This window comes from Bradyrhizobium sp. SZCCHNRI1009, from assembly GCF_032487575.1.
Lineage (GTDB): Bacteria > Pseudomonadota > Alphaproteobacteria > Rhizobiales > Xanthobacteraceae > Bradyrhizobium.
In genome coordinates this window covers 147707-169765 of record NZ_JAUEUL010000007.1, presented here as the reverse complement: position 1 = coordinate 169765, position 22059 = coordinate 147707, and the positions used below count along the sequence as shown (strand labels likewise).

21 protein-coding genes are annotated in these 22059 nt (G+C 66.4%); 11 read left to right on the top strand and 10 right to left on the bottom strand.

The window, feature by feature from the left end; genetic code table 11:
* Positions 1–180: 180 nt before the first annotated feature.
* The 3 genes from zapE to QX010_RS15330 form a co-directional block, all read right to left on the bottom strand.
* The gene (zapE, locus tag QX010_RS15340) at positions 181–1362 is read right to left on the bottom strand and encodes a cell division protein ZapE (RefSeq protein WP_316180316.1); all 1182 of its coding nucleotides are present in this window, start codon (positions 1360–1362) and stop codon (positions 181–183) included.
* A 191-nt stretch (positions 1363–1553) separates the two neighbouring features.
* The gene (thpR, locus tag QX010_RS15335; RefSeq protein WP_315800705.1) at positions 1554–2093 is read right to left on the bottom strand and encodes an RNA 2',3'-cyclic phosphodiesterase; all 540 of its coding nucleotides are present in this window, start codon (positions 2091–2093) and stop codon (positions 1554–1556) included.
* A gap of 205 nt (positions 2094–2298) precedes the next feature.
* Positions 2299–2931 (bottom strand): arylesterase, encoded by a 633-nt coding sequence (locus tag QX010_RS15330; protein WP_315800706.1) that lies wholly within the window; start codon positions 2929–2931, stop codon positions 2299–2301.
* 55 nt (positions 2932–2986) lie between these two features.
* Between QX010_RS15330 and QX010_RS15325 the strand changes: the two genes are divergently transcribed.
* The 4 genes from QX010_RS15325 (at position 2987) to QX010_RS15310 (ending at position 8043) form a co-directional block, all read left to right on the top strand.
* Positions 2987–3724, top strand: coding sequence for an ABC transporter ATP-binding protein (locus tag QX010_RS15325; RefSeq protein WP_315800707.1), 738 nt, complete (start codon positions 2987–2989; stop codon positions 3722–3724).
* A complete protein-coding gene (locus tag QX010_RS15320) occupies positions 3721–6291 on the top strand; it encodes an ABC transporter permease (protein ID WP_316180314.1) in 2571 nt (856 codons plus the stop codon). Before QX010_RS15325 ends, QX010_RS15320 begins: the two co-directional genes overlap by 4 nt.
* 277 nt (positions 6292–6568) lie before the next feature.
* Positions 6569–7360, top strand: coding sequence for a Bax inhibitor-1/YccA family protein (locus tag QX010_RS15315; RefSeq protein WP_315800709.1), 792 nt, complete (start codon positions 6569–6571; stop codon positions 7358–7360).
* A gap of 155 nt (positions 7361–7515) precedes the next feature.
* Complete coding sequence (locus QX010_RS15310) at positions 7516–8043, top strand: N-acetyltransferase family protein (protein ID WP_316180312.1); 528 nt, start codon at positions 7516–7518, stop codon at positions 8041–8043.
* Between the two features lie 41 nt (positions 8044–8084).
* Here QX010_RS15310 and QX010_RS15305 read toward each other — a convergent pair whose 3' ends face one another.
* The 3 genes from QX010_RS15305 to acnA all read right to left on the bottom strand — a co-directional run bounded on the left by QX010_RS15305 (position 8085) and on the right by acnA (position 12560).
* A complete protein-coding gene (locus QX010_RS15305; RefSeq protein ID WP_315800711.1) occupies positions 8085–8450 on the bottom strand; it encodes a DUF2794 domain-containing protein in 366 nt (121 codons plus the stop codon).
* Between the two features lie 418 nt (positions 8451–8868).
* Positions 8869–9651 carry a DUF1223 domain-containing protein gene (locus QX010_RS15300; RefSeq protein WP_316180458.1) on the bottom strand — a complete coding sequence of 261 codons (783 nt, stop codon included), beginning with the start codon at positions 9649–9651 and terminating at the stop codon, positions 8869–8871.
* Positions 9652–9839: 188 nt separating this feature from the next.
* Positions 9840–12560 carry an aconitate hydratase AcnA gene (gene acnA / locus QX010_RS15295; protein WP_316180311.1) on the bottom strand — a complete coding sequence of 907 codons (2721 nt, stop codon included), beginning with the start codon at positions 12558–12560 and terminating at the stop codon, positions 9840–9842.
* 223 nt (positions 12561–12783) lie between these two features.
* Here acnA and ccmA point away from each other — a divergent pair, with 223 nt between their 5' ends.
* The 5 genes from ccmA to QX010_RS15270 all read left to right on the top strand — a co-directional run bounded on the left by ccmA (position 12784) and on the right by QX010_RS15270 (position 16033).
* Positions 12784–13413 carry a heme ABC exporter ATP-binding protein CcmA gene (ccmA, locus tag QX010_RS15290; RefSeq protein WP_316180309.1) on the top strand — a complete coding sequence of 210 codons (630 nt, stop codon included), beginning with the start codon at positions 12784–12786 and terminating at the stop codon, positions 13411–13413.
* A 313-nt stretch (positions 13414–13726) separates the two neighbouring features.
* Positions 13727–14395, top strand: coding sequence for a heme exporter protein CcmB (gene ccmB, locus QX010_RS15285; RefSeq protein ID WP_315740697.1), 669 nt, complete (start codon positions 13727–13729; stop codon positions 14393–14395).
* A 93-nt stretch (positions 14396–14488) separates the two neighbouring features.
* Complete coding sequence (locus QX010_RS15280) at positions 14489–15265, top strand: heme ABC transporter permease (protein WP_315800714.1); 777 nt, start codon at positions 14489–14491, stop codon at positions 15263–15265.
* Between the two features lies 1 nt (position 15266).
* Positions 15267–15446 carry a heme exporter protein CcmD gene (gene ccmD / locus QX010_RS15275; RefSeq protein WP_315715913.1) on the top strand — a complete coding sequence of 60 codons (180 nt, stop codon included), beginning with the start codon at positions 15267–15269 and terminating at the stop codon, positions 15444–15446.
* Positions 15443–16033 (top strand): DsbE family thiol:disulfide interchange protein, encoded by a 591-nt coding sequence (locus QX010_RS15270; RefSeq protein WP_315800715.1) that lies wholly within the window; start codon positions 15443–15445, stop codon positions 16031–16033. The genes ccmD and QX010_RS15270 overlap by 4 nt, the downstream gene beginning before the upstream one ends.
* Positions 16034–16248: 215 nt before the next feature.
* Here QX010_RS15270 and QX010_RS15265 read toward each other — a convergent pair whose 3' ends face one another.
* A complete protein-coding gene (locus tag QX010_RS15265) occupies positions 16249–16851 on the bottom strand; it encodes a septation protein A (protein ID WP_315800716.1) in 603 nt (200 codons plus the stop codon).
* A gap of 85 nt (positions 16852–16936) precedes the next feature.
* Positions 16937–17884 carry a signal recognition particle-docking protein FtsY gene (ftsY, locus tag QX010_RS15260; protein ID WP_315800717.1) on the bottom strand — a complete coding sequence of 316 codons (948 nt, stop codon included), beginning with the start codon at positions 17882–17884 and terminating at the stop codon, positions 16937–16939.
* Positions 17885–17943: 59 nt separating this feature from the next.
* On the opposite strand from ftsY, the gene QX010_RS15255 reads away from it, so the two are divergent.
* Complete coding sequence (locus tag QX010_RS15255) at positions 17944–18840, top strand: RNA pseudouridine synthase (protein WP_316180306.1); 897 nt, start codon at positions 17944–17946, stop codon at positions 18838–18840.
* Positions 18841–18943: 103 nt separating this feature from the next.
* Here QX010_RS15255 and mtaB read toward each other — a convergent pair whose 3' ends face one another.
* Together mtaB and dapF are read right to left on the bottom strand one after the other, a co-directional pair.
* Positions 18944–20254, bottom strand: a complete 1311-nt coding sequence (gene mtaB / locus QX010_RS15250; protein ID WP_316180305.1) for a tRNA (N(6)-L-threonylcarbamoyladenosine(37)-C(2))-methylthiotransferase MtaB — start codon at positions 20252–20254, stop codon at positions 18944–18946.
* Positions 20251–21117: a diaminopimelate epimerase gene (dapF, locus tag QX010_RS15245; protein ID WP_316180303.1), complete on the bottom strand. Its 867-nt coding sequence runs from the start codon at positions 21115–21117 to the stop codon at positions 20251–20253. Before dapF ends, mtaB begins: the two co-directional genes overlap by 4 nt.
* A 170-nt stretch (positions 21118–21287) precedes the next feature.
* Here dapF and QX010_RS15240 point away from each other — a divergent pair, with 170 nt between their 5' ends.
* The gene (locus QX010_RS15240; RefSeq protein WP_316180301.1) at positions 21288–22058 is read left to right on the top strand and encodes a GyrI-like domain-containing protein; all 771 of its coding nucleotides are present in this window, start codon (positions 21288–21290) and stop codon (positions 22056–22058) included.
* Position 22059: the final 1 nt, after the last annotated feature.

Here is a 22059-nt window from a genome sequence, read left to right as displayed (position 1 = left end):
GAGTGGGTGGTTATCCCTTTCGCCCGGGCCGTTCAAGTCACGCTATGGCCAATTGGCGGGCGTGCCTTGATTTCGATCAGGACCGGGCGACGGCCGCTGATGATCCTTTCAGCATGATTGGCGTGGCCTTTTCGCGGCTGTGTGCCCGGCGGCAGGCGCTCGCCAAAACTCCGGTATTTGTCAGGTTTCGACCAACCCCGTGGAAGTCCCGGATGCCGCCGAGTCCTTCCGCCCGTGCGGCAGGGCCAGGTAGGAGTCCGAGCCCATCTCGATCAGGCGCGAGGTGGTCCGCTTGAACTCCATGGCCTCGATGCCCTCGGTCGCGACGTAGAGCGAAATCGGGTCGGCTTCGGCGGAGGCGATCAGCTTCACGGCGTTGTCGTAGAGCGTATCGATCAGGGTGATGAACCGCTTGGCGGCATTACGCTCGGCCAGATCCATGACCGGAACGTGATCGATCAGGATCGTATGATAGTCGTGCGCGAGCCGCAGATAGTCCGAGGCTGCCAGCGGCTTCTCGCAGAGATCGGTAAAACCGAAGCGGGCGACGCCGTTGGCGGAGCACGGGACATGCAGGATACGCCCCTTGATCGTCATGTCGCGCGGCTTGCACTTGGCATGCCCCGTGAGCCGCGCCCAGGCCTCGTCGAGCGCCGCTCGCGCGTCGACATCGGCCGGCACCAGCCACATCTTCACGCCGGCCAGCTTCTCCAGCCGGAAATCGGTGCGCGCATCCAGCCGCATCACGTCCATATGGTCGGCGATCTGCTTGATGAAGGGCAGGAACAGCGCGCGGTTGAGGCCGCCTTTGTAGAGGTCTTCGGGCGCGACGTTCGAGGTCGCCACCACCACGGTGCCGAGCTCGAACAGCCTGGCGAACAGACGTCCCAGGATCATCGCGTCGGCGATGTCGGTGACATGGAATTCGTCGAAGCAGAGCAGCCAGGCCTGATCGAAGATCGCCTGTGCCGTGAGCCCGATCACGTCGGCATCGGCGAGCTCGCCGCGCGCGATGTTCTGGCGGTAGCCGTAGATGCGCTCGTGCACCTCGGCCATGAATTCGTGAAAATGGGCGCGGCGCTTGTGCTCGACGGGACAGTTCTGGAAGAACAGGTCCATCAGCATGGTCTTGCCGCGCCCGACCTCGCCGTGGACATAGAGGCCGTTCGGCGGCTCGCTCTTGTCGGCAAAAAGGCGGCCGAACAAGCCTTGCTTGCGCGTCGGCTTGTAGGTCGAGAGGCGGCGCTCCAGCGCCGCCAGGGCGTCGGCGACCTCGGCCTGGGCGAGGTCGGCCTCGATCGCACCGGTATCGACCAAAGACTGATATTGCGCGCGGAACGCGTCTGACGGAGTGGACAGCATGAGCCCACTCTAGGTCACGAGACTTACGGAAAATGCAATCCGCAAATGGTGGAAGCCGCCATGCGTCGGAGCCGTGAGGTCGTGGTATATGGCACGCAAACGCCGCCGTGACCGTTAGTCCGGGGCTAACGACGTTAGTCTTCGCTCCCGACCTCAGCGAGCGGCTGGCTTGAACGACCGCGCTCCAGACCTCACCCCGGGGAAAGGTCGTAGGCGTCCTCGACCACGTAGGGGCCACCGCCGGTCGAGGCGCGCGACGAGAACAGCACGAAGCGCTCGGCCGTGAACACGCGGCTCGGGAAATAGCCGCGGACGGAGAGATAGTCGGCGACGTCCTGGCTCGACGCATCGTGCAGCCGCGCCAGCGTGACGTGGGGCACGAATTTACGACCTTCCGGATCGAGCCCGATCCGCTGCATGAGCCGCTCGAGCTCGGCCTGCAGCTCGATCAGGGGGCGGCTCGGCGCGACGTTGGCAACGACGGCGCGCGGCTTGCGGCCGCCGAAGCTGGAGAGACCCTGCACCGTCACTTCGAACGGCTTGCGGTTCACCCGCCACAGCATCGAGGCGATCTCGTTGGCGGAGGCGCCGTCGATGTCACCTATGAAGCGCAACGTCACATGGTAATTTTCGGGATCGATCCAGCGGGCGCCGGGGAGGCCACCCCGCAAACCGGAAAGCGTGTGGCCAACCTCGGCCGGGATTTCCAGTCCAGTAAACAGACGCGGCATCGTTTCAGGACTCCCGATGCTGGAGGCTGATCTCGAAAATTGACGAGATCATGCCTTCGAGAAATGATCGACGACGAATCGCCAATGCATCATTCCTACCGAACTTATATGACTCCGCGACGGAAGGCGGGTTAACGCCGGTAAAAGCTGCGGAAAACCCGGCCCTTAAGGTTATCGCAAATGATCGACGCGGCGCTTCGTTCCGTCATTGCCCACGAAGTGGACGCAGGAATGCTTCCGCCGTAGGCAACATCCGGGACACGATGATGTCGACGCCGGCTGCGGTGGGGTGGATGCCGTCGGCCTGGTTCAGCTTGGGGTCGGCGGCGACACCGTCGAGAAAGAACGGATACAGCGGGACGCCGAATTCCTTGGCCAGATCGGGATAGATCGCGTTGAATTTCGCGGCATAGTCGCTGCCGTAGTTCGGCGGCGCCAGCATGCCGCACAGCATGACGGCGATGCCCCGCGCCTTCAGCCGGGTCACGATCTCGGTCAAGGCCTTGCGCGTCACCGCGGGATCGATGCCGCGCAGCGCATCGTTGGCGCCGAGCTCGACGATGACGGCCTCGGTCCCGTCAGGCACCGACCAGTCGAGCCGATCGCGGCCGCCGGACGAAGTATCCCCGGATACGCCGGCATTGGTGAGGTCGATCGGCAGGCCCTGGGCCTGCAACGCCTTCTGCAGCTTGGCTGGAAACGCATCCGAGGCGGACAGGCCAAGACCCGCGCTCAAGGAATCGCCGAGCACGACCAGCTTGATCGGCTTGACGTCGTCAGCGCCCGCAAACGCGGGGCCGACTGTCATCAAGGCGAGCATCAACACGAGTATGTGCACGAAGATATGTCCGCGCCTCTCGACCCGGCTTGCGGAGTTGCCATATGACCGAGCCATGGACAGTCTCATCGAAACCTCGCGTTTGGCCGGCCTTGCGCCGGACACCATTACCATCTCCAACGTCAACCTCTCGCTCGGCACCGGAGCGGCACGTGTTCATATCCTCAAGGACATCAGCCTGCGGGTGGGACAGGGCGAGACGATCGGCCTGATCGGCCCCTCGGGATCGGGGAAGTCCACGCTGCTGATGGTGATGGCGGGGTTGGAACGTCCTGACAGTGGTGAGGTGGTGGTCGGCGGCACCGCTTTCAATGCCCTGGACGAGGACGCCCTGGCCCGGTTCCGGGGTCGCCAGGTCGGCATCGTCTTCCAGTCCTTCCACCTGATCCCGACCATGACCGCGCTGGAGAATGTGGCAGTGCCGCTCGAGCTGGCCGGCCATGCCGGCGCCGCGGAGCGTGCCGCCCGCGAGCTCGAGCAGGTCGGGCTCGGCCACCGTCTGCATCACTATCCGACGCAGCTCTCCGGCGGTGAGCAGCAGCGCGTGGCATTGGCCCGCGCTCTCGCTCCCGACCCCGCAATTCTCGTGGCCGACGAGCCGACCGGCAATCTCGACGAGACCACCGGCCAGCAGATCGTCGACCTGCTGTTCACCAAGCATGCCGAGCGCGGCATGACGCTGGTGCTGGTGACCCATGACAGCGGCCTCGCGCATCGGTGCGACCGGGTGGTGCGGCTGCGCTCGGGACGGATCGAAGCCGAGAGCGACGCACACGAGCAAGCCGACGCATGAGCACGGTGTCCGAACCGATCGCGGGCGGCCGCATGGCCGCGTTGCCGGTGCGCTACGCGCTGCGCGAGCTGCGCGGCGGCTTGCGCGGCTTCTACGTCTTCATCGCTTGCATCGCGCTCGGCGTGCTCGCCATCGCCGGTGTCGGCTCGGTGGCGGCCAGCCTCAATGACGGGCTGGTCCGCGAGGGCCGGACCTTGCTCGGCGGCGACGTCGCTTTCTCGCTGTTTCAGCGCGAGGCCAAGCCCGAGGAGATCGCCTTCCTGCGGACGCGCGGCCAGGTCTCGCTGGCGGCAACCTTGCGGGCGATGGTGCGCGCCGGTGACGCCAAGCTGGCCTTGGTCGAGCTCAAGGCGGTCGACGGCGCCTATCCGCTGCTGGGCAAGGCCGAGCTGCAGCCCAACCTGCCGCTACCGGACATTCTCGCCGAACGCGACGGCGTGTTCGGCGCGGCGGCCGATCCGGCACTGCTGGCGCGGCTCGACCTCAAGGTCGGCGACACCGTCAGCATCGACACCGTCCGCTTCCAGATCCGCAGCGCGCTCCAGGCCGAGCCAGATAAATTGTCCGGCGGCATCGGCCTTGGGCCGCGTTTCCTGATCAGCGAGGCCGGCCTGCGCGCCACGTCGCTGCTGCAGCCGGGCAGCCTGGTGCGCTGGACCTACCGGGTCCGGCTGCCCGACAATGCCAAGGACGACCACGCCGCAGCGTCCTTCATCGCCGACACCCGCCTGACCTTGCCGTCGGCCGGGTGGGAGATCCGCAGCCGCAGCAATGCCTCGCCGCAGCTCGAGCGGACGATCGGCCGCTTCACCCAGTTCCTCACCCTGGTCGGTCTCGCCGCGCTGCTGGTCGGCGGCGTCGGCGTCGCCAACGCGGTCAAGAGCCATGTCGACCGCCGCACCGAGGTGATCGCGGCGTTCAAGGCCCTCGGCGCCACCAGCCGCGACGTGTTCGGCATCTACCTCGTGCAGGTGATGGTGCTCGCCACGATCGGTTCGATCATCGGACTCTGCGCCGGCGCGGCCCTGCCCTTCGCCATCGTCGGGCTGTTCGGCAACATCCTGCCGCTGCCCGTGATCCCGGCTATTCATTCCGACGAGCTGGCGCTGTCCTTCGTCTATGGCCTGCTCACCGCACTGGCGTTCGGTCTGTGGCCGCTCGGGCGCGTACGCGACGTGCCGGTGGCGGCGTTGTTCCGCGAGGCGGTCATCGCCGAGTGGCACCGGCCGCGCTGGAGCTATCTGGTGCTGATCGCGGGCACCGTCGCGCTGCTGATCGCGGTCGTGATCGGCTTGTCCTACGACAAGCGCATCGCCGCGGTGTTCGTCGTCGCCGCTGCGCTGGTGTTCGTGCTGTTGCGCGGCATTGCCGCCGCGGTGATGGCAATTGCGCGCGCCCTGCCGCGCAGCCGCTTCCCGATGCTGCGGCTGGCGGTCAGCAACATCTACCGCCCGGGCGCGCTGACACCGTCCGTGGTGCTGTCGCTCGGACTGGGTCTCGCGGTGCTGGTCACAATCACCCAGATCGACGGCAATCTGCGGCGCCAATTCCTGGCGCAACTGCCGGAGCAGGCGCCGTCGTTTTTCTTCATCGACGTCCCCTCCGGCGAGGCCGACCGCTTCCGCGGCTTCCTCAAGGACCTCGCCCCTCAATCCGCTGTCGAAGACGTGCCGATGCTGCGCGGGCGCATCGTCGCCGCCCGCGGCGTCCGCGCCGAGGACCTCAAGGCGACGACGGACACCGAATGGGTGCTGCAGAGCGATCGCGGCCTGACCTATACCGCCGAGATTCCCAAGGGCTCGAAGGTGGTCGAGGGCGAGTGGTGGAGCAAGACCTACAGCGGACCGCCGCTGGTCTCGATCGAGAAGCGCATCGCCGACGGCCTCGGCCTCAAGCTCGGTGACGACATCGTCGTCAACGTGCTCGGACGCGATATCACGGCGCGGATCGGCAACATGCGCACCATCGACTGGCAGGGGCTCGGCATCAACTTCGTGCTGGTGTTCTCCCCGAATGCCTTCAAGGGCGCGCCGCACACCCATGTCGCGACCCTGACCGAAGCGCGCTCCGATGCCGCCGAGGATGCCCGTGTCATCCGCAAGGTGGCCGACGCCTTCCCGATGGTGACCAGCGTGCGGGTCCGAGAGGTGATGGAGACCGTGGGCTCGGTGGTCTCCAACCTCGCGCTTGCCATCCGCGGCGCCAGCGCGGTGACCTTGATCTCGGCCATCCTGGTGCTCGGCGGCGCGCTGGCCGCCGGCCACCGCCACCGGGTCTACGACGCGGTCATCCTGAAGACCCTGGGCGCGACGCGGCTGCGGCTGCTCGGCGCCTACGCGCTCGAATATCTGATGATCGGGTTTGCCACCGCCGCGTTCGGCGTCATCGCCGGCTCGGTCTCCGCTTGGCTGATCGTGACCCGGCTGATGACCTTGAGCTTCGCCTGGCAGGCGGGCAGCGCCGCGCTGGTCGTCTTGGCGGCGCTGATCGTGACCGTCGGCCTCGGACTGGCCGGCACCCTGCTCGCGCTGAACCAGAAGCCGGCGACGGTTCTTCGGAATCTCTAGCGGCTTGATCGAGCGGCTTGCGCGCTCATGCCGCACGGTTAACGCGATTTATACGGCTGGGACGCGTTCGGAGCGACATTCAGCCGCGCGTGGAAGCTTGCGGCGGATATGCTAGTTTCCCATGTAGGGAATGGGCTCAGAGACCTGCCAAAGATGGCGAATTTGCCGATGACGCAAATTTAATATCGATGGCAGCGGGTATGAGATAGGGTTTTTCGAGAACCGGCTGAAGGTCCTGCCAGGATCGGGCTGCCGGGCAACCAACGGGAATTCGACCATGTCGGACCTCAACCGCAACTATGCTTCACCCTTTGGCCGGGTGGCCGGGCGCGCCGATGCCGCGACCGTCGACGCCGGTCTGCGCGCCTACATGCTGCGCATCTACAATTACATGAGCATCGGCCTGGCCATCACCGGCCTCGCGGCGCTCGGCGTCTACATGGCGTCGGTGACCGGCGATCCGGCGGCCGGCGTGTTCAAGTTCGGCAACGCCTATCTGACGCAGTTCGGCTACGCGATGTTCGTGAGCCCGCTGAAGTGGCTGTTCATCCTGGCCCCTCTGGTCATGGTGTTCGCGATCTCGGCCGGCATCAACCGCCTCGCGCCGTCGACCGCGCAACTCCTGTTCTGGGTGTTTTCGGCCTTGATGGGCATCTCGCTGTCGTCGATCTTCCTGGTGTACACCCACACCTCGATCGTGCGGGTGTTCTTCATCACCGCGGCGACGTTCGGCGCGCTGAGCCTCTACGGCTACACGACCAAGCGTGACATGACGGGCATGGGCTCGTTCCTGTTCATGGGCCTGATCGGCATCGTGCTGGCGAGCCTGGTGAACCTGTTCCTGGCGAGCTCGATGCTGCAGTTCATCGTCTCGGTGATCGGCGTGTTCGTGTTCGCCGGCCTGACCGCCTGGGATACGCAGCGCCTGAAGAACGAGTACATCTACGGCTACGCCTCCGCGGGCGGCGACATCGCCGAGCGCGCAGCGATCACCGGCGCGCTGTCGCTGTACCTGAACTTCATCAACCTGTTCACGCTGCTGCTGCAGCTGCTCGGACAGCGCGACTGATCCAACCGCTCGAACGAGCGACCTTCGAAGCCCCGGCCTCACCGCCGGGGCTTTTCGTTTTTACAAACCCGATTGCGACCGGCGCAAAGCGGCAGCGACAGCCATGCCGCGAGGCCGGATTGATCGCCGCGTCCGCATGGGTATGCTTGCACCCCATGTCGAACATTGAAATCCGGCCCACCCAGGAGGCCGACCTCCCGGCCATCACCGCCATCTACGGCCAGGCCGTCCGCGAGGGCACGGCCACCTTCGAGCTCGACCCTCCGGATCTGGCGGAGATGACGCGCCGCTTCCGGGCGCTCCGCGACGGCGGCTTCCCCTATTTCGCCGCCCTGCTGGACGGAGAGGTGGTGGGCTATGCCTATGCCGGGCCCTACCGGCCCCGCCCTGCCTATCGCTTCACGGTGGAGAACTCGGTCTATCTCGCTCCCGCCAGCCAGCGTCGCGGCATCGGGATGCGACTGATGCGGCGGCTGATCGACGCCTGTGAGGAGGGAGGCTTTCGCCAGATGATCGCCGTCATCGGCGACTCCGCCAATGCCGGCTCGGTCGGGCTGCATACCGCCTGCGGCTTCCAGATGATCGGCACCCACCCCAGCGTCGGCCTGAAATTCGGCCGCTGGCTCGATACCGTCATGATGCAGCGCCCGCTCGGGGCCGGGAGCAGCGACGTCCCGGCGTAAGCGACGCCGGTCGAAATGTCGTGATCACCCGGCGGGTCGGATCAGACCAGCGCCGGCTTCGGCGCGATCGCCAGCAACACGCGCTCAAGCTCGTGGCCGCGGCGCAGGATCAGCCCGGTGGCCGAGATCACGCTGTACATGCCCTGCTTGCGTGCGAGACGCGGATCCTTCTCGATGCGGTAGATCGGCACCTCGGACGCCCGGCGAAACACGGAGAAGACGGCCCGGTCACGCAGGAAGTCGATCGAATAGTCGCGCCACTCACCGTCGGCGACCATGCGACCGTAGAGGTTCAGGATGCGGTTCAGCTCCAGGCGGTCGAACGTCACCCGGTTCGGCGCTGCGGCCGCACTGCGCGCCGCCGCGCGGTTCTCGCTGGGGTCGGCGTCCTCCGGCGTGAGGTTCATTGGCGTCCTCCTGTCATCTGTGTGACATGATCGCGCCATCCGGCAGAAGCCGCAAGGGGCCGTTTTCGTTGTTGAAGTTCGACCGAGCCTGCGAGGTCATCAGTTCCGCGAACACGCAAGCGTCACGGGATCGTTAGCGGAATCATAATCGCGCCGTCTTTCCGCCCACCGACCGCCCCCGACCTTCGGCATAAGATTCGTGTGCGTTGGCCCGGTCCTTTCGGTTCCGGATTCCTCAGCCCCCAGCCCCCCGGGGTCGTCAGGATCGGGTCTATTCACAAGTAAGGCAAAGGGCCAACGCAAGTTGGTCCTTTTGCTTTTCTGGCGTGAGCTGCCGGAAGATGTCGCGGCGCGCCGTCGCACGGACGTGACGCGCCTCACGCAGGTCAGCGGAAACGAAGATCGGGACGACGGAAGATCAGCGCTCGGGACCACGCGCCGTTGCTGAAGCCCGTCCGCCCAACGGCAACTCGGAAAAGGCGGCGCCGAGCATTGGCCCAGGGCGGTCGCGACTGCCGTCCTGCACATAGACGACGGTGCCATCGACGCCCTCGCGGGCGATCTTCTCCAGCGGCACGCTCCAGCTGACCGGCGACCCGTTCCAGTCACCCAGCTTCTGGAGACCGCGAACGACGTTGTAATAGGTCAGGTCGCGGCCGCTGTTCTCGCCGCGCCCGACCGAGATCGGGACCACCCGCGAGATCGAGCAGACCCAGACCTCGCCGTGCCGGCGCGGCGCATGCTCGCTGGCCGCGGCGACCGAGACGGAGAGCTCCTGGCCGTCGACCGACAGCCTCACCGGCACCGACATCACCGCGCCGCCCTGGACGGTTTCCTCGATCGCGCCTTCGATGGCCTCACGGTCGCTGCCGATCACATGCACAGAGCCGTTGATCACCGCCTGCGGCGTATAGACCTCGCGGTCCCCGCGCGCACGAGAATAGGCCCGCTGCCGGGCCGTGAAGCGGGAGTCGGCCAGCGTGTCCTTCCAGCCGAGATAGTCCCAGTAGTCGATCGGCAGCGACAACGCGATGACCGAAGGATCTCTGGCGAGCTCGCCGAGGATCTTGTCAGCCGGCGGGCAGGACGAACAGCCTTGAGAGGTGAAGAGTTCGATCACCGCACGGGGATCGGACGCGGCTGGCCGGACGAAAGCGATGACCGCACAGACACTCAGCGCTGCGCGCGACCACCACGACATCTGTCCACTCATCGCCACTGTCCCGTCTGGACCACCGTCCGCTGCGCCCTGCGCATCACTGCATCCGCGATGCCGTCCTCGTAGTTAACAAACCGAAAATGCAAAGGAGGCGGCCCTTGTCATAGGCCGCCTCCTTCATCACCCGCTACTCACTTCAGAGTGAGCCAAACTGTCGCATCGCGCTTTGGTTAAGCGGCGAGCTTGCGCAGCACGTAGTGTAGGATGCCGCCGTTGCGGTAGTAGTCGAGCTCGTCGAGCGTATCGATCCGGCAGAGCAGCGGCACCTGCTGCGCCGCACCGTCGGCCGAGACGATCTCGGCGGTCAGGGTTTGGCGCGGCTTCAGGTCGCCCTGCAGGCCCTTGATGGTAACCTTCTCGTCGCCCTTGAGGCCGAGCGAGGACCAGGACGTGCCTTCCTGGAAGGTGAGCGGCAGCACGCCCATACCGACCAGGTTGGAGCGATGGATGCGCTCGAAGCTCTGGCAGATCACGGCGCGGACGCCGAGCAGCCGGGTACCTTTGGCGGCCCAGTCGCGCGATGAGCCGTTGCCGTATTCGGCGCCGGCGAACACCACCAGCGGCACACCCTCTTCCTGATACTTCATCGCGGCGTCGTAGATCGACATCTGCTCGCCGTCGGGCCAATGCTTGGTCAGACCGCCCTCTGGGATGTTGCCGTCGGCGCCCTTGAGCATGAAGTTCTTGATGCGGATGTTGGCGAAGGTGCCGCGCATCATGATCTCGTGATTGCCGCGGCGGGTGCCGTACTGGTTGAAGTCGGCCGGGCGAACCTGGTGCTCGCTGAGGAACTTGCCGGCGGGCGAGGTCAGCTTGATCGAACCGGCCGGCGAGATGTGATCGGTCGTGATCTTGTCGCCGAACAGCGCCAGCACGCGGGCCTCGACGATGTCCTTGATCGGCTCCGGCTCCTTCTTCATGCCTTCGAAATACGGCGGGTTCTGCACGTAGGTCGACGACATGTTCCAGCGATAGGTTTCGCTCTCGACGGTCTTGATCTTGCGCCAGTTGGTGTCGCCCTTGAACACGTCGGCATAGCGCTTCTTGAAGATCGACGCCTTGACGAACTTCTTGACGAAGTCGTTGACCTCCTTCGTCGTCGGCCAGATGTCCTTCAGGTAGACCGGCTTCTTGTCCTTGCCGATACCGATCGGCTCGACGGCGAGGTCCTTGGTCACGGTGCCGGCGAGCGCATAGGCGACGACCAGCGGCGGCGAGGCCAGGTAGTTGGCCTGCACGTCCGGCGAGACGCGGCCTTCGAAGTTGCGGTTGCCCGACAGCACCGCCGCCGCGACGACGCCATTGTCGTTGATCGACTTCGAGATCTCTTCCGGCAGCGGGCCTGAGTTGCCGATGCAGGTGGTGCAGCCGAAGCCGACCAGGTTGAAGCCGACCTTGTCGAGATCCTTCTGCAGGCCGGAGTTCGCGAGGTATTCAGCAACCACCTGACTGCCCGGGGCGAGCGAGGTCTTCACCCACGGCTTGGCCTTGAGGCCCTTGGCGGCGGCGTTGCGGGCCAAGAGGCCGGCGCCGATCAGCACGCTCGGGTTCGAGGTGTTGGTGCAGGAGGTGATGGCGGCGATGACGACGTCGCCATGGCCGATATCGAAGTCTTTGCCCTCGACCGGGAAGCGCTGCTCGGCCGCATCGGGCTTCTTGTACTCGCCGGCCAGCGCGGTCGCGAAGCCTTCGGCGACTGCGGGGAGCGCGATGCGGCCCTCGGGACGCTTCGGACCGGCCATCGACGGCACGACGTCGGCGAGATCGAGCGTCAGCGTCTCCGTGAACACCGGGTCGGCCGACTTGGCGGTGCGGAACAGGCCCTGCGCCTTGGCATAGGCCTCGACCAGCGCGACGCGCGGCGCCTTGCGGCCGGAGGTCTTGAGATAATCGATCGTCGCGGTGTCGACCGGGAAGAAGCCGCAGGTCGCGCCGTATTCTGGAGCCATGTTGGCGATGGTCGACTTGTCGGCGACCGAGAGATGGTCGAGGCCGGGGCCGAAGAACTCGACGAACTTGCCGACCACGCCGAGCTTGCGCAGCATCTGGGTGACGGTCAGCACGAGGTCGGTCGCGGTGACGCCTTCCTTCAGCGCGCCGGTCAGCTTGAAGCCGACGACGTCGGGCAGCAGCATCGACAGCGGCTGGCCGAGCATGCAGGCCTCGGCCTCGATGCCGCCGACGCCCCAGCCGAGCACGGCCAGACCGTTGACCATGGTGGTGTGCGAATCGGTGCCGACCAGCGAATCCGGATAGGCGACCTCGAAGGTGCCCTTGGTGCGGCCGATCGTCATCTTCTCCTTCTTGGTCCAGACCGTCTGCGCCAGATACTCGAGATTGACCTGGTGGCAGATGCCGGTGCCGGGCGGCACGACGGAGAAGTTCGAGAAGGCCTTCTGGCCCCACTTCAGGAATTCGTAGCGCTCCTGGTTCTGCTTGTATTCCTCGGCGACGTTCTTGCCGAACGCCTTGTTGTCACCGAAGTAGTTCACGATCACCGAATGGTCGATGACGAGATCGACAGGCACCAGCGGGTTGATCTTCTCGGCATCGCCGCCGAGCGCCTGCATCGCGTTGCGCATCGCCGCGAGGTCGACGACAGCCGGGACGCCGGTGAAATCCTGCATCAGCACGCGCGCCGGGCGGAAGGCGATCTCGTGCTCCAGCGACTTCTTGCGCAGCCATTTCGATACCGCGACGATGTCGTCCTTGGTGACGGTACGGCCATCCTCGTTGCGCAGCAGATTCTCGAGCAGCACCTTCATCGAGTACGGCAGCTTCGAGATGTCCTTGAGACCGTTCTTCTCGGCTGTGGGCAAGCTGTAATAGATGTAGCTCTTCGTTCCGACCTTGAGGGTCTTGCGACACTTGAAGCTGTCGAGCGAGGTCATGCGTGGAAATCCCAATTGATCTGCATACCCGGAGGGGGTATTTAAGAACCGTCAGCGCGAGGCGCCGGATGGCTTGCAGCGGACGATTGTGTGCTGCATCAAGGTCGGGCTTATAGAAGCTTTCTAACTGCGCCGCCACAGAGACAAGCAAGTCCCGACGTGGCATCACCCACAAATTCTCACGCGCTAGCCATCAATTTCGTAAGGGCGCTCACGACAGGCCATGCAGGCGACTTCAACACTGTCTCCGAAGCTGTTCGGCCGCGACGTCAGATGCGTGCGCGGCGGCCGCGAGGTGTTCGCAGGACTGGCCTTCGAAGCAGTCGCGGGCGAGGCGCTGGCAGTGACCGGACACAATGGTGCGGGCAAGACATCGCTGCTGCGGCTGATTGCCGGCCTGCTGCTCCCGGCGGGCGGCTCCATCGCCATCGAGGGCGGTGAGAGCGAGCTGACGGTGCCCGAGCAGGCGCATTATCTCGGCCACCGCGACGCGCTGAAGCCGTCGCTCAGCGTGCGCGAAAACCTGACCTTCTGGGCCGACTTCCTCGGCGGCGGGGTCACGCGGCCGATCTCCGACTGCCTCGCGGCCGTCGGCATCGCCCACGCCATCGACCTGCCCGCCGCCTATCTGTCGGCCGGCCAGCGCCGCCGTCTGTCGCTGGCCCGCCTGCTCGCGGTGCCCCGCCTGCTGTGGCTGCTCGACGAGCCGACCGCCGCGCTCGACGTCGCCGGACAGGCGATGTTCGCCGGGCTGATGCGGGAGCATCTCGCCGGGGGTGGGCTGATCGTCGCGGCGACGCACGGCCCGCTCGGCATCGACACGCGCGAGTTGCGGATCGGAACGATCGGATGATGCCCCCCTTCTTCACGACGCCCGCCGGCCCCTCCATTCCCTCCCTCCTTGTGGGGGAGGGTCAGGGAGGGGGGTGCCATACGACGTGGCCTATCGAACTGAGCGCAACCCCATCGCTCCACCCATCCTATCGATGCGCGCCCCCCTCCCCCTTGCAGGGAGGGGTCGGGGGTGGGGGTCCCCACGGGCGGTCTCGCCCGGAGCCACCCCCCTCCCCAGCCCTCCCCCACAAGGGGGGAGGGAGCGAAGTGTGCCAGCGGTCGGAGCACGGCTCACTCCCGCGCAATGCGCCATCAGCCCAGGCCCTCCCCGCATGACCGCCCTCGGTGCCCTCATCCGCCGCGACATCCGGATTGCGCTGCGCATCGGCGGCGGCGCGTTGATCGGCGTGCTGTTCTTTCTCACCGTCGTGGTGCTGATGCCGTTCGCGGTAGGGCCCGACCTGGCGCTGCTGACCCGGCTCGGCCCCGCCATCCTCTGGCTCGGCGCCCTGCTCTCCAGCCTGCTCACCCTGGACCGGCTGTTCACCGCCGACCACGAGGACGGCTCGCTCGACCTGGTCGTGATGAGCCGGACACCGCTGGAGCTGGCCTGCGCCGCCAAGGCGCTGGCGCACTGGCTCGCCGCCGGCCTGCCGCTGGTGATCGCGACGCCCGTGCTCGGCCTGCTGCTCAACCTCGACGCCACGGCGACTGGCGCCGTCGCGCTGACGTTATTGGCGGGCACGCCTGCCCTGACCTTCATCGGCATGATCGGTGCCGCGCTGGCGGTGACCATGCACCGCGGCGGGCTGCTGCTGGCGGTCTTGGTGCTGCCACTTTCGATCCCCGTGCTGATCTTCGGCGTCGCGGCGTCGCAGGCGGCCATCGTCGGCCCGCTGCCGTTCGGGGCGCCGTTCTCGATCCTGTGCGCATTGTCGCTGGTGAGTTTCGTGATCGGCCCGTTCGCCGCTGCGACAAGCTTGCGGAACGGGCTGGATTGACCCACCGCCCGCCGGGGTTTGACCATGATCAACTCTTACCTAGCGACGCCGTGCTGATTGCCTGCAACCGCGTCCGCCGTTAACAAGGGTCTCATGTCGCTGATCGACCTCGCCAATCCCACTCGGTTCCTTGCGCTGGCGGCGCGGCTGCTGCCGTGGCTGGCGCTGGTCACGGCCGCGCTGCTGGCTGCCGGCCTGTACCTCTCCGCAGTGGCGCCCGACGACTATCAGCAGGGCGCGACCGTCAAGATCATGTTCATCCACGTGCCCAATGCCTGGCTGTCGATGTTCGTCTGGAGCATCATGAGCATCGCCTCGCTCGGCACCCTGGTGTGGCGGCATCCGCTCGCTGACGTCGCCGCCAAGGCCGCCGCCCCGATCGGCGCCAGCTTCACGTTCCTCGCGCTCCTCACCGGCTCGCTGTGGGGCCGGCCGATGTGGGGCACCTATTGGGAATGGGACGCGCGGCTGACCTCGGTGCTGATCCTGTTCCTGATGTATCTCGGCCTGATGGCGCTGTGGCGCGCGGTCGAGGATCCCACGCGCGCGGCACGCGCCGCCGCGGTGCTGACGCTGGTCGGCGCGATCAATCTGCCGATCATCAAGTTCTCAGTCGACTGGTGGAACACGCTGCATCAACCGGCGTCGGTGATGCGGATGGGCGGTCCGGCGCTCGACAAGGCCTTCCTGATCCCGCTGCTGGTGATGGCCGTCGGCTTCACCTTCCTGTTCGTGACGCTGCACGTCGCCGCGATGCGCAACGAGATCCTGCGCCGGCGTGTCCGCAGCCTGCAGATGATGCAGGCCCGCACCTACACAACGACCGCACCAGCCGACGATGCGGCAGGCCGGATCGCGGGAGCGGCTTGACATGGACCTTGGCCCCTATACCTCCTTCATCGCCACCTCCTATCTTGCGGCGGCGCTGGTCGTGATGCTGCTGATCGGCTGGATCGCCATCGACTACCGCACCCAGAAGGCGCGCCTGCGCGCGCTCGAGGACAGCGGCATCAGCCGCCGTTCCGGCCGCGCCGCGACGGACATCCAATGACCGAACCGACAGAGCCGGCGCCGCGGCGCCGCTCATTCCTCATGCTGCTGCCGCTGGCGGTGTTCCTCGGGCTGGCGGCGCTGTTCTGGTCGCGCCTCGGCAACGGCGATCCGTCGCAGATTCCCTCCGCGCTGATCGGCCGCCCTGCGCCGGCCACACCGCTGCCGGCGCTGCCAGAGCTGGCGAAGGACGGCACGCCGGTGCCCGGCCTCGACCCGGCTGCGCTCAAGGGCAAGGTCAGCATCGTCAATGTCTGGGCATCGTGGTGCGTGCCCTGCCACGACGAGGCGCCGCTGCTGGTCGAACTCGGCCGCGACAAGCGCTTCCAGATCATCGGCATCAACTACAAGGACGGCGCTGACAACGCCCGCCGCTTCCTCGGCCGCTACGGCAACCCTTACGACGTCGTCGGCGTCGACGGCAACGGCCGCGCCGGCATCGAATGGGGCGTCTACGGCGTGCCCGAGACCTTTGTCGTCGGCCGCGAAGGCACCATCGTCTACAAGCTGGTCGGCCCGATCACGGCGCAGAACATCGATGCGGTGCTGAAGCCGGAAATCGAGAAGGCGCTGAAGGCAGGGAGTTAGTTCGCGGTCGGCAAGTCGTTAGTTTCTCGTCGTTGCAAGTGGACGTGACTGCCGAGCTCGCGCAACGACCCACGGTGTCGTCCCGGCCTTGAGCCGGGACCCATACTCCGCGGCCGTCGTGGTGGGCAAGATGTTAACGACGCGCCTGCCCCAAACTCAAGCCTGTGGTTCTGGGTCCCGGCTCAAGGCCGGGACGACAGCAGAGTTTGCCGCAACTACCCCTTGCTCACATCCCCTTCCGCGGCGTCGCTGGCTTCCAACGAGGCCGGGTCGAGGTGGTAGCGCTTGATCAGCGGCATCTGGGCGATGGCGAAGATCATGGTCAGCGGCACGACACCGAACGCCTTGAAGCCGACCCAGAAATCGGTGCTCTGCGTGCGCCAGACGATCTCGTTCAGCACCGCCATCGCGGCGAAGAACAGCGCCCAGCGAAACGTCAGGATGCGCCAGCCCGCGGGTGTCAGATTGAACATCTGATCGAACATGATCGCGATGAAGGAGCGATTGAACAAGAGCCCGCCACCGAGCACGGCCGCGAACAGCCCGTAGATGATGGTCGGCTTGACCTTGATGAAGGTCTCGTCGTGCAGCACCAGGGTCAGCGTGCCGAACACGATGACGACGACGGCGGTCACCAGCGCCATCAGCGGGACGTGCCGCGTCACCACGTAGGACGCGATCAGCGCCGCAATGATCGCGACCATGAACGCGCCGGTCGCCGCGAACAGGTTGAACTTGGCATTGACCACGAAGAAGATGATCAGCGGACCGAGCTCGGTCGCGAGCTTGAACAGCGGGTGCGGCTGGGTCTTGTCCATTCCATATCCTGTTGGCTGCAGCCACGGCAGCGGTTGATCCGGTCGTCTCGATCTGGCGGTGGGCCGGAGCCCGGGCGTGGCGACGTCAATCCTCGATGCCGGCGATCGCCCGCGCAAAATCTCTCGCGGCGAACGGTGAGAGATCCTCGACCCCCTCGCCGACGCCGATGAAGTGCACCGGCAGCTTGAACTTCTCCGACAGCGCCACGAGGATGCCGCCGCGCGCCGTGCCGTCGAGCTTGGTCATCACGAGGCCGGTGACGCCTGCCGTACGATGAAACGCCTCGACCTGCGACAGCGCATTTTGTCCCACCGTCGCGTCGAGCACGAGCAGCACCGCATGCGGCGCCGAGGTGTCGACCTTGCGAATGACACGCACCACCTTCTCGAGCTCGTTCATCAGCTCGGCCTTGTTCTGCAGCCGGCCGGCGGTGTCGATCAGCAGGATGTCGCGGCCCTGCTCCTTGGCCGCGGTGATGGCGTTGAACGCCAGGCTCGCGGAATCAGAGCCTTGCGCGCCGGCGACGACCGGCGCCCTGGTGCGCTCGCCCCACACCTTGAGCTGCTCGATCGCGGCGGCGCGGAAGGTATCGCCCGCGGCCAGCATCACCTGCTTGCCTTCGGAGGCAAATTTCTGCGCCAGCTTGCCGATCGTGGTCGTCTTGCCGGAGCCGTTGACGCCGACGACGAGAATGACGAACGGCTTGTGGCCAGCGTCGATCGTGAGCGGCTTCGCCACCGGCGACAGCACCTTCTCGACCTCGGTCGCGACCACCGCCTTGACCTCGTCGGCACTGATCGCCTTGTCGTAGCGGCCGTGGCCTACGGCTTCGGCGATCCGCGCCGCCACCTGGGTGCCGAGATCGGCGCGCAGCAGCACGTCCTCGATGTCGTCGAGCATCGCGCGGTCGAGCTTGCGCTTGGTGACGAGATCGGCGACGGCGGTGCCGAGCGCGCCGGAGGTGCGCTTCAGGCCGGCCGACAGACGCCGCCACCACGACAGCTTGGGTGTTTCGGAGGTGGTATCGTTCATGGCGTGGTGTTAGCCCTTTCCATTCGCAAACGAAAGCTCACACCCGCGTTACGGTTTCCATGGACATTAACCAACCCACCGACGAGGAGATGCTCGCCCGCGTGCTCCACCGCGACGGGCTGATGCTGGTGATCGACAAGCCGGCCGGCATTCCCGTGCACAAGGGGCCGAAGGGCGGGCCGAACCTCGAAGCCTCGTTCGACGCGCTGCGCTTCGGCCTGCCGCGCCCGCCGGTGCTCGCGCATCGGCTCGACAAGGAAACCTCCGGATGTCTGGTGCTCGGCCGTCATCGCAAGGCAACGGCGTCGCTCGGGCTTTTGTTCAAGCATGGCAAGATTTCGAAAACCTATTGGGCTGTCGTCGAAGGCGGGCCCGACGCTGACGAGGGCGTGATCGAGCTCCCGCTCGGCAAGCTCAACGCCGAACGCGGCTGGTGGCAGAAACCGGATCCGCAGGGGCAGCCGGCGGTGACGAAATGGCGGGTGTTGGGGAGGTCATATTCTCTCACTCCCCCACCTCAGATCTCGATCTCGACTTGCGACACCGACTCCCCACCCCCTCGCGGGGAGGGGTCGGGGGCGGGGGTCCCCACGGGCAGTGTCGCCCGGAGCCACCCCCCTCCCCAACCCTCCCCCACAAGGGGGGAGGGAGCGCAGGGTGCCGGGGGAGAGAGCGAACCTCAATCCACCAAGACACCCAAGCTCACTTGGCTCGCCATGGAACCGGTCACCGGCCGCACGCATCAACTGCGCGTGCACTCCGCCGCATCCGGCTGGCCGATCGTCGGCGACAACATCTACGGCAACGGGCCGCGCTTCGGCGAGCCGCGGCTGCATCTGCATGCGCGGGAGATTTCGATCCCGCTGTCGAAGAACAAGCCCCCGGTGCAGGTCGTCGCACCAGCGCCGCTGCACATGCATGAGCGGCTGCGGCTGTGCGGGTGGAACGGGGAGTGAGCCCGTCTCTCTCCACTCGTCATGGCCGGGCTTGTCCCGGCCATCCACGTCTCAGTTGCCCAAGGCGGCGTGGATGTCCGGGCCTTCGCCGCCCCCGAAGCGGCTACGGCCGCGCAGGCGGGTCAAGCCCGGGCATGACGGAGTCCTGGACTAACAGCCTCGCGCCATCATGCGCGGCGATCATCAACCGCTGCACCGTCCCCGGCACAGCGCCGCGGACGGCCGCCGGCAGATAGTGCTCCGTCCGCCCCAGCGTCTCGCTCTCGATCAGCACCTCGCGCTCGCTGCCGATCTCGGCATCCAGACGCCGCAGCAACGCCGCCTCTCCCGCGGCCCGCAGCCTCTTGGCGCGATCGCGGATGACGGCGCCATCCACCTGCGGCATGCGCGCCGCCGGCGTGCCCGGGCGCAGCGAATACGGAAACACGTGCAGAAACGTCAGGCCGCATTCCTCGACCAGGTCGATCGAGCGCGAGAACATCTCCTCGGTCTCGGTCGGAAATCCCGCAATCAGATCGGCGCCGAGCGAGATATCCGGACGCAGCCGCCGCACTTGGTCACAGAACGCGATCGCGTCGGCGCGCGAATGTCGCCGCTTCATGCGCTTCAGGAGCAGATCGTCGCCGGCCTGCAGCGACAGATGCAGATGCGGCATCAGCCTGGCATCATCCGCGAGCGCATCGAGCAGGTCGGCATCGGCCTCGATCGAATCGATCGAGGAGATGCGTAGACGCTGCAGCTCCGGAACGTGGCGCAAGATCTGCTTGACCAATCTGCCGAGCTTCGGCGTCGCCGGCAGATCCGCGCCGTAGCTCGTCAGGTCGACGCCGGTGAGCACGATCTCGGCATGGCCGCGCTCGACAAGCGTCCGCACCTGATCCACCACGGCGCCCATCGGCACCGAGCGCGAATTGCCGCGGCCGAACGGGATGATGCAGAAGGTGCAGCGATGGTCGCAGCCGTTCTGCACCTGGACGAACACCCGCGGCAGGCCGCGCTGGAAGCCGTCGACCAGATGCGGCGCCATCTCCGTCACCGCCATGATGTCGGAGACAGCGACCTTCTCGAAAGCCTCGATGCCGAATCGTGGCGAGGCCAGCGCCTGCGCCGTCGCGCGCCACGCATCGGGCCGCAGCTTGTCGTCATTGCCGATGACGCGGTCGACCTCGGGCATGGCAGCGAACATGCCAGCCTGCGTCTGCGCCGCACAGCCGGTCACGACGATGCGCGCCGCGGGGCGCTCGCGCTTCAGCTTGCGGATCGATTGTCGCGCCTGCGCCACGGCTTCGTTGGTGACGGCGCAGCTGTTGACGACGATGGTGTCGTCGGCGCCGGCCGCTTCGGCATGCTTCGCGATCAGCTCGGATTCGAACGCGTTGAGCCGGCAGCCGAAGGTGACGACATCGACGCTCATGCGACGCTGGCGAACAGCTCTGGCTCGAACCGCCCCTCATATTCGAAGGTCGCGGTCCCGGTCATCAGCACGTGATCGTCGCGCTCGCGCCACTCGATCGTCAGCTCGCCGCCGGGCAGCGTCATCTGCACGATCCGGTTGGCGCGCTTCAGACGGGCCGCCGCGACCGCGGTCGCGCACGCCGCCGAGCCGCAGGCCCTGGTCAGCCCGGCGCCACGCTCCCAGGTCCGCATCGTGATGTGGTCGCGGTCGACGATGTGGGCCAGCGTGATGTTGGCGCGCTCGGGGAAGATCGGGTGGTTTTCCAGCAGCGGCCCGAAGCGCTCCAGATCATAGGCGTTGATGTCCTCGACCCAGAACACCGCGTGCGGGTTGCCCATGTTGACGACCGACGGCGAATGCAGGATCGGGGCGTCGATCGGGCCGATCTGCAGCTCGATGTAGCGGGTGTCGCGGAATTCCTCGGCGAGAGGAATCTCCTGCCAGCCGAACTTCGGCACGCCCATGTCGACGGTGTAGAGGTCGGGCGCCGGGCCCTGCCAGCAGTTCAGCAGTCCGGCGCGGGTCTCGAACGTCGCACTGGTCTGGCCGGTCTTGCCGAACACCTGGCGTACCACGCAGCGCATGCCGTTGCCGCAGGCGCCGGACTCCGAGCCGTCATTGTTGTAGATGCGGATGAACGCTTCGGTGCCGTCGAGCCGCGGCGGCTGCAGCACCATCAGCTGATCGTACGGCACCCGGGATGCCACCGCCCGCGCCTCGTCCGGCGTGACGACATGCTTCACGTCGCGCAGATCGACCACGACGATCTCGTTGCCGATCCCGTTCATCTTGACGAAGCTGCGGTTGGCCAGCGCGCTCATGAAAATATCCAAATTGTGTCCGCCTTATATGGCGAATGGCGCGGCATTGACCAGCCTGCAGAGCGACATGACGCATCTGTCATGGGACGCCGCGCCGCCGAGCATGTTAGGACCGGTTCATTCGCCGGCACGAACCGGGCAAAGCAGCACGGCCACTGGAGAATAGTCGAATGAATCTCAGCACTTTCCGCCTCGTTCTGGCCGTGAGCTCGGTCGCGCTCCTGCTCGGCGGCACGCCCGCCCGGGCCCAGGCGCCGTCGGCCTCGCCGGCTCCGGCGGCATCGGCCACGCCTGCGCCAGCCCCGAGCGCGCTACCGGCTCCCTCGGCACCGGCCTCTCCTGCACCTGCCGCGTCGGCCAGTCCCGCGCCCGCGACCAGCCCGACGCCGGCCGCCAGCGCGAGCCCCGCGCCGTCGTCATCTCCGACCGCGGCCCAGTCCCCCGCCACGCCGCCGCCGGCCGCGGCGCCGGCCCAGGCGGGCGACGCCTTCGGTGACGAGATCAAGCTCGAGGCGAAGAAGGTTGTCCTCGTCAAGGGCACCGCCAATTGGGACAACGCATTCGATACGCTGATCGACTCCTTCAAGTCGCTGTCGGCCACGCTGGACAAGCAGGGCATCAAGCCCGCCGGCAACGGCATGATCGTCTACACCTCGACCGACGACACCGGCTTCACCTTCCTGGCCGAGATGCCGATCGAGCAGGAGCCGAAGACGCTCGGCAAGGGCATGAGCATCGGCCAGTCGCCCGAGGGCAAAGCGCTGAAGTTCGTCCATCGCGGCTCCTACGACAACATGGACAACACCTACGAGGCGATCACCAACCACCTTGATGAGCGCCGGCTGGAGGCCAAGGACACCTTCATCGAGGAGTATTTGACCGACCCCTTGAAGACGGCCGAGGACAAGCTCGTCATCAACGTCTACGTGCCGCTGAAGTGAG

Coding starts and splice junctions, on each gene's coding strand:
- zapE (WP_316180316.1), bottom strand. CDS start 1,362: ATGCTGTCCACTCCGTCAGACGCGTTCCGCGCGCAATATCAGTCTTTG.
- thpR (WP_315800705.1), bottom strand. CDS start 2,093: ATGCCGCGTCTGTTTACTGGACTGGAAATCCCGGCCGAGGTTGGCCAC.
- QX010_RS15325 (WP_315800707.1), top strand. CDS start 2,987: ATGGACAGTCTCATCGAAACCTCGCGTTTGGCCGGCCTTGCGCCGGAC.
- QX010_RS15320 (WP_316180314.1), top strand. CDS start 3,721: ATGAGCACGGTGTCCGAACCGATCGCGGGCGGCCGCATGGCCGCGTTG.
- QX010_RS15315 (WP_315800709.1), top strand. CDS start 6,569: ATGTCGGACCTCAACCGCAACTATGCTTCACCCTTTGGCCGGGTGGCC.
- QX010_RS15310 (WP_316180312.1), top strand. CDS start 7,516: ATGTCGAACATTGAAATCCGGCCCACCCAGGAGGCCGACCTCCCGGCC.
- QX010_RS15305 (WP_315800711.1), bottom strand. CDS start 8,450: ATGAACCTCACGCCGGAGGACGCCGACCCCAGCGAGAACCGCGCGGCG.
- QX010_RS15300 (WP_316180458.1), bottom strand. CDS start 9,651: ATGTCGTGGTGGTCGCGCGCAGCGCTGAGTGTCTGTGCGGTCATCGCT.
- acnA (WP_316180311.1), bottom strand. CDS start 12,560: ATGACCTCGCTCGACAGCTTCAAGTGTCGCAAGACCCTCAAGGTCGGA.
- ccmA (WP_316180309.1), top strand. CDS start 12,784: ATGCAGGCGACTTCAACACTGTCTCCGAAGCTGTTCGGCCGCGACGTC.
- ccmB (WP_315740697.1), top strand. CDS start 13,727: ATGACCGCCCTCGGTGCCCTCATCCGCCGCGACATCCGGATTGCGCTG.
- QX010_RS15280 (WP_315800714.1), top strand. CDS start 14,489: ATGTCGCTGATCGACCTCGCCAATCCCACTCGGTTCCTTGCGCTGGCG.
- ccmD (WP_315715913.1), top strand. CDS start 15,267: ATGGACCTTGGCCCCTATACCTCCTTCATCGCCACCTCCTATCTTGCG.
- QX010_RS15270 (WP_315800715.1), top strand. CDS start 15,443: ATGACCGAACCGACAGAGCCGGCGCCGCGGCGCCGCTCATTCCTCATG.
- QX010_RS15265 (WP_315800716.1), bottom strand. CDS start 16,851: ATGGACAAGACCCAGCCGCACCCGCTGTTCAAGCTCGCGACCGAGCTC.
- ftsY (WP_315800717.1), bottom strand. CDS start 17,884: ATGAACGATACCACCTCCGAAACACCCAAGCTGTCGTGGTGGCGGCGT.
- QX010_RS15255 (WP_316180306.1), top strand. CDS start 17,944: ATGGACATTAACCAACCCACCGACGAGGAGATGCTCGCCCGCGTGCTC.
- mtaB (WP_316180305.1), bottom strand. CDS start 20,254: ATGAGCGTCGATGTCGTCACCTTCGGCTGCCGGCTCAACGCGTTCGAA.
- dapF (WP_316180303.1), bottom strand. CDS start 21,117: ATGAGCGCGCTGGCCAACCGCAGCTTCGTCAAGATGAACGGGATCGGC.
- QX010_RS15240 (WP_316180301.1), top strand. CDS start 21,288: ATGAATCTCAGCACTTTCCGCCTCGTTCTGGCCGTGAGCTCGGTCGCG.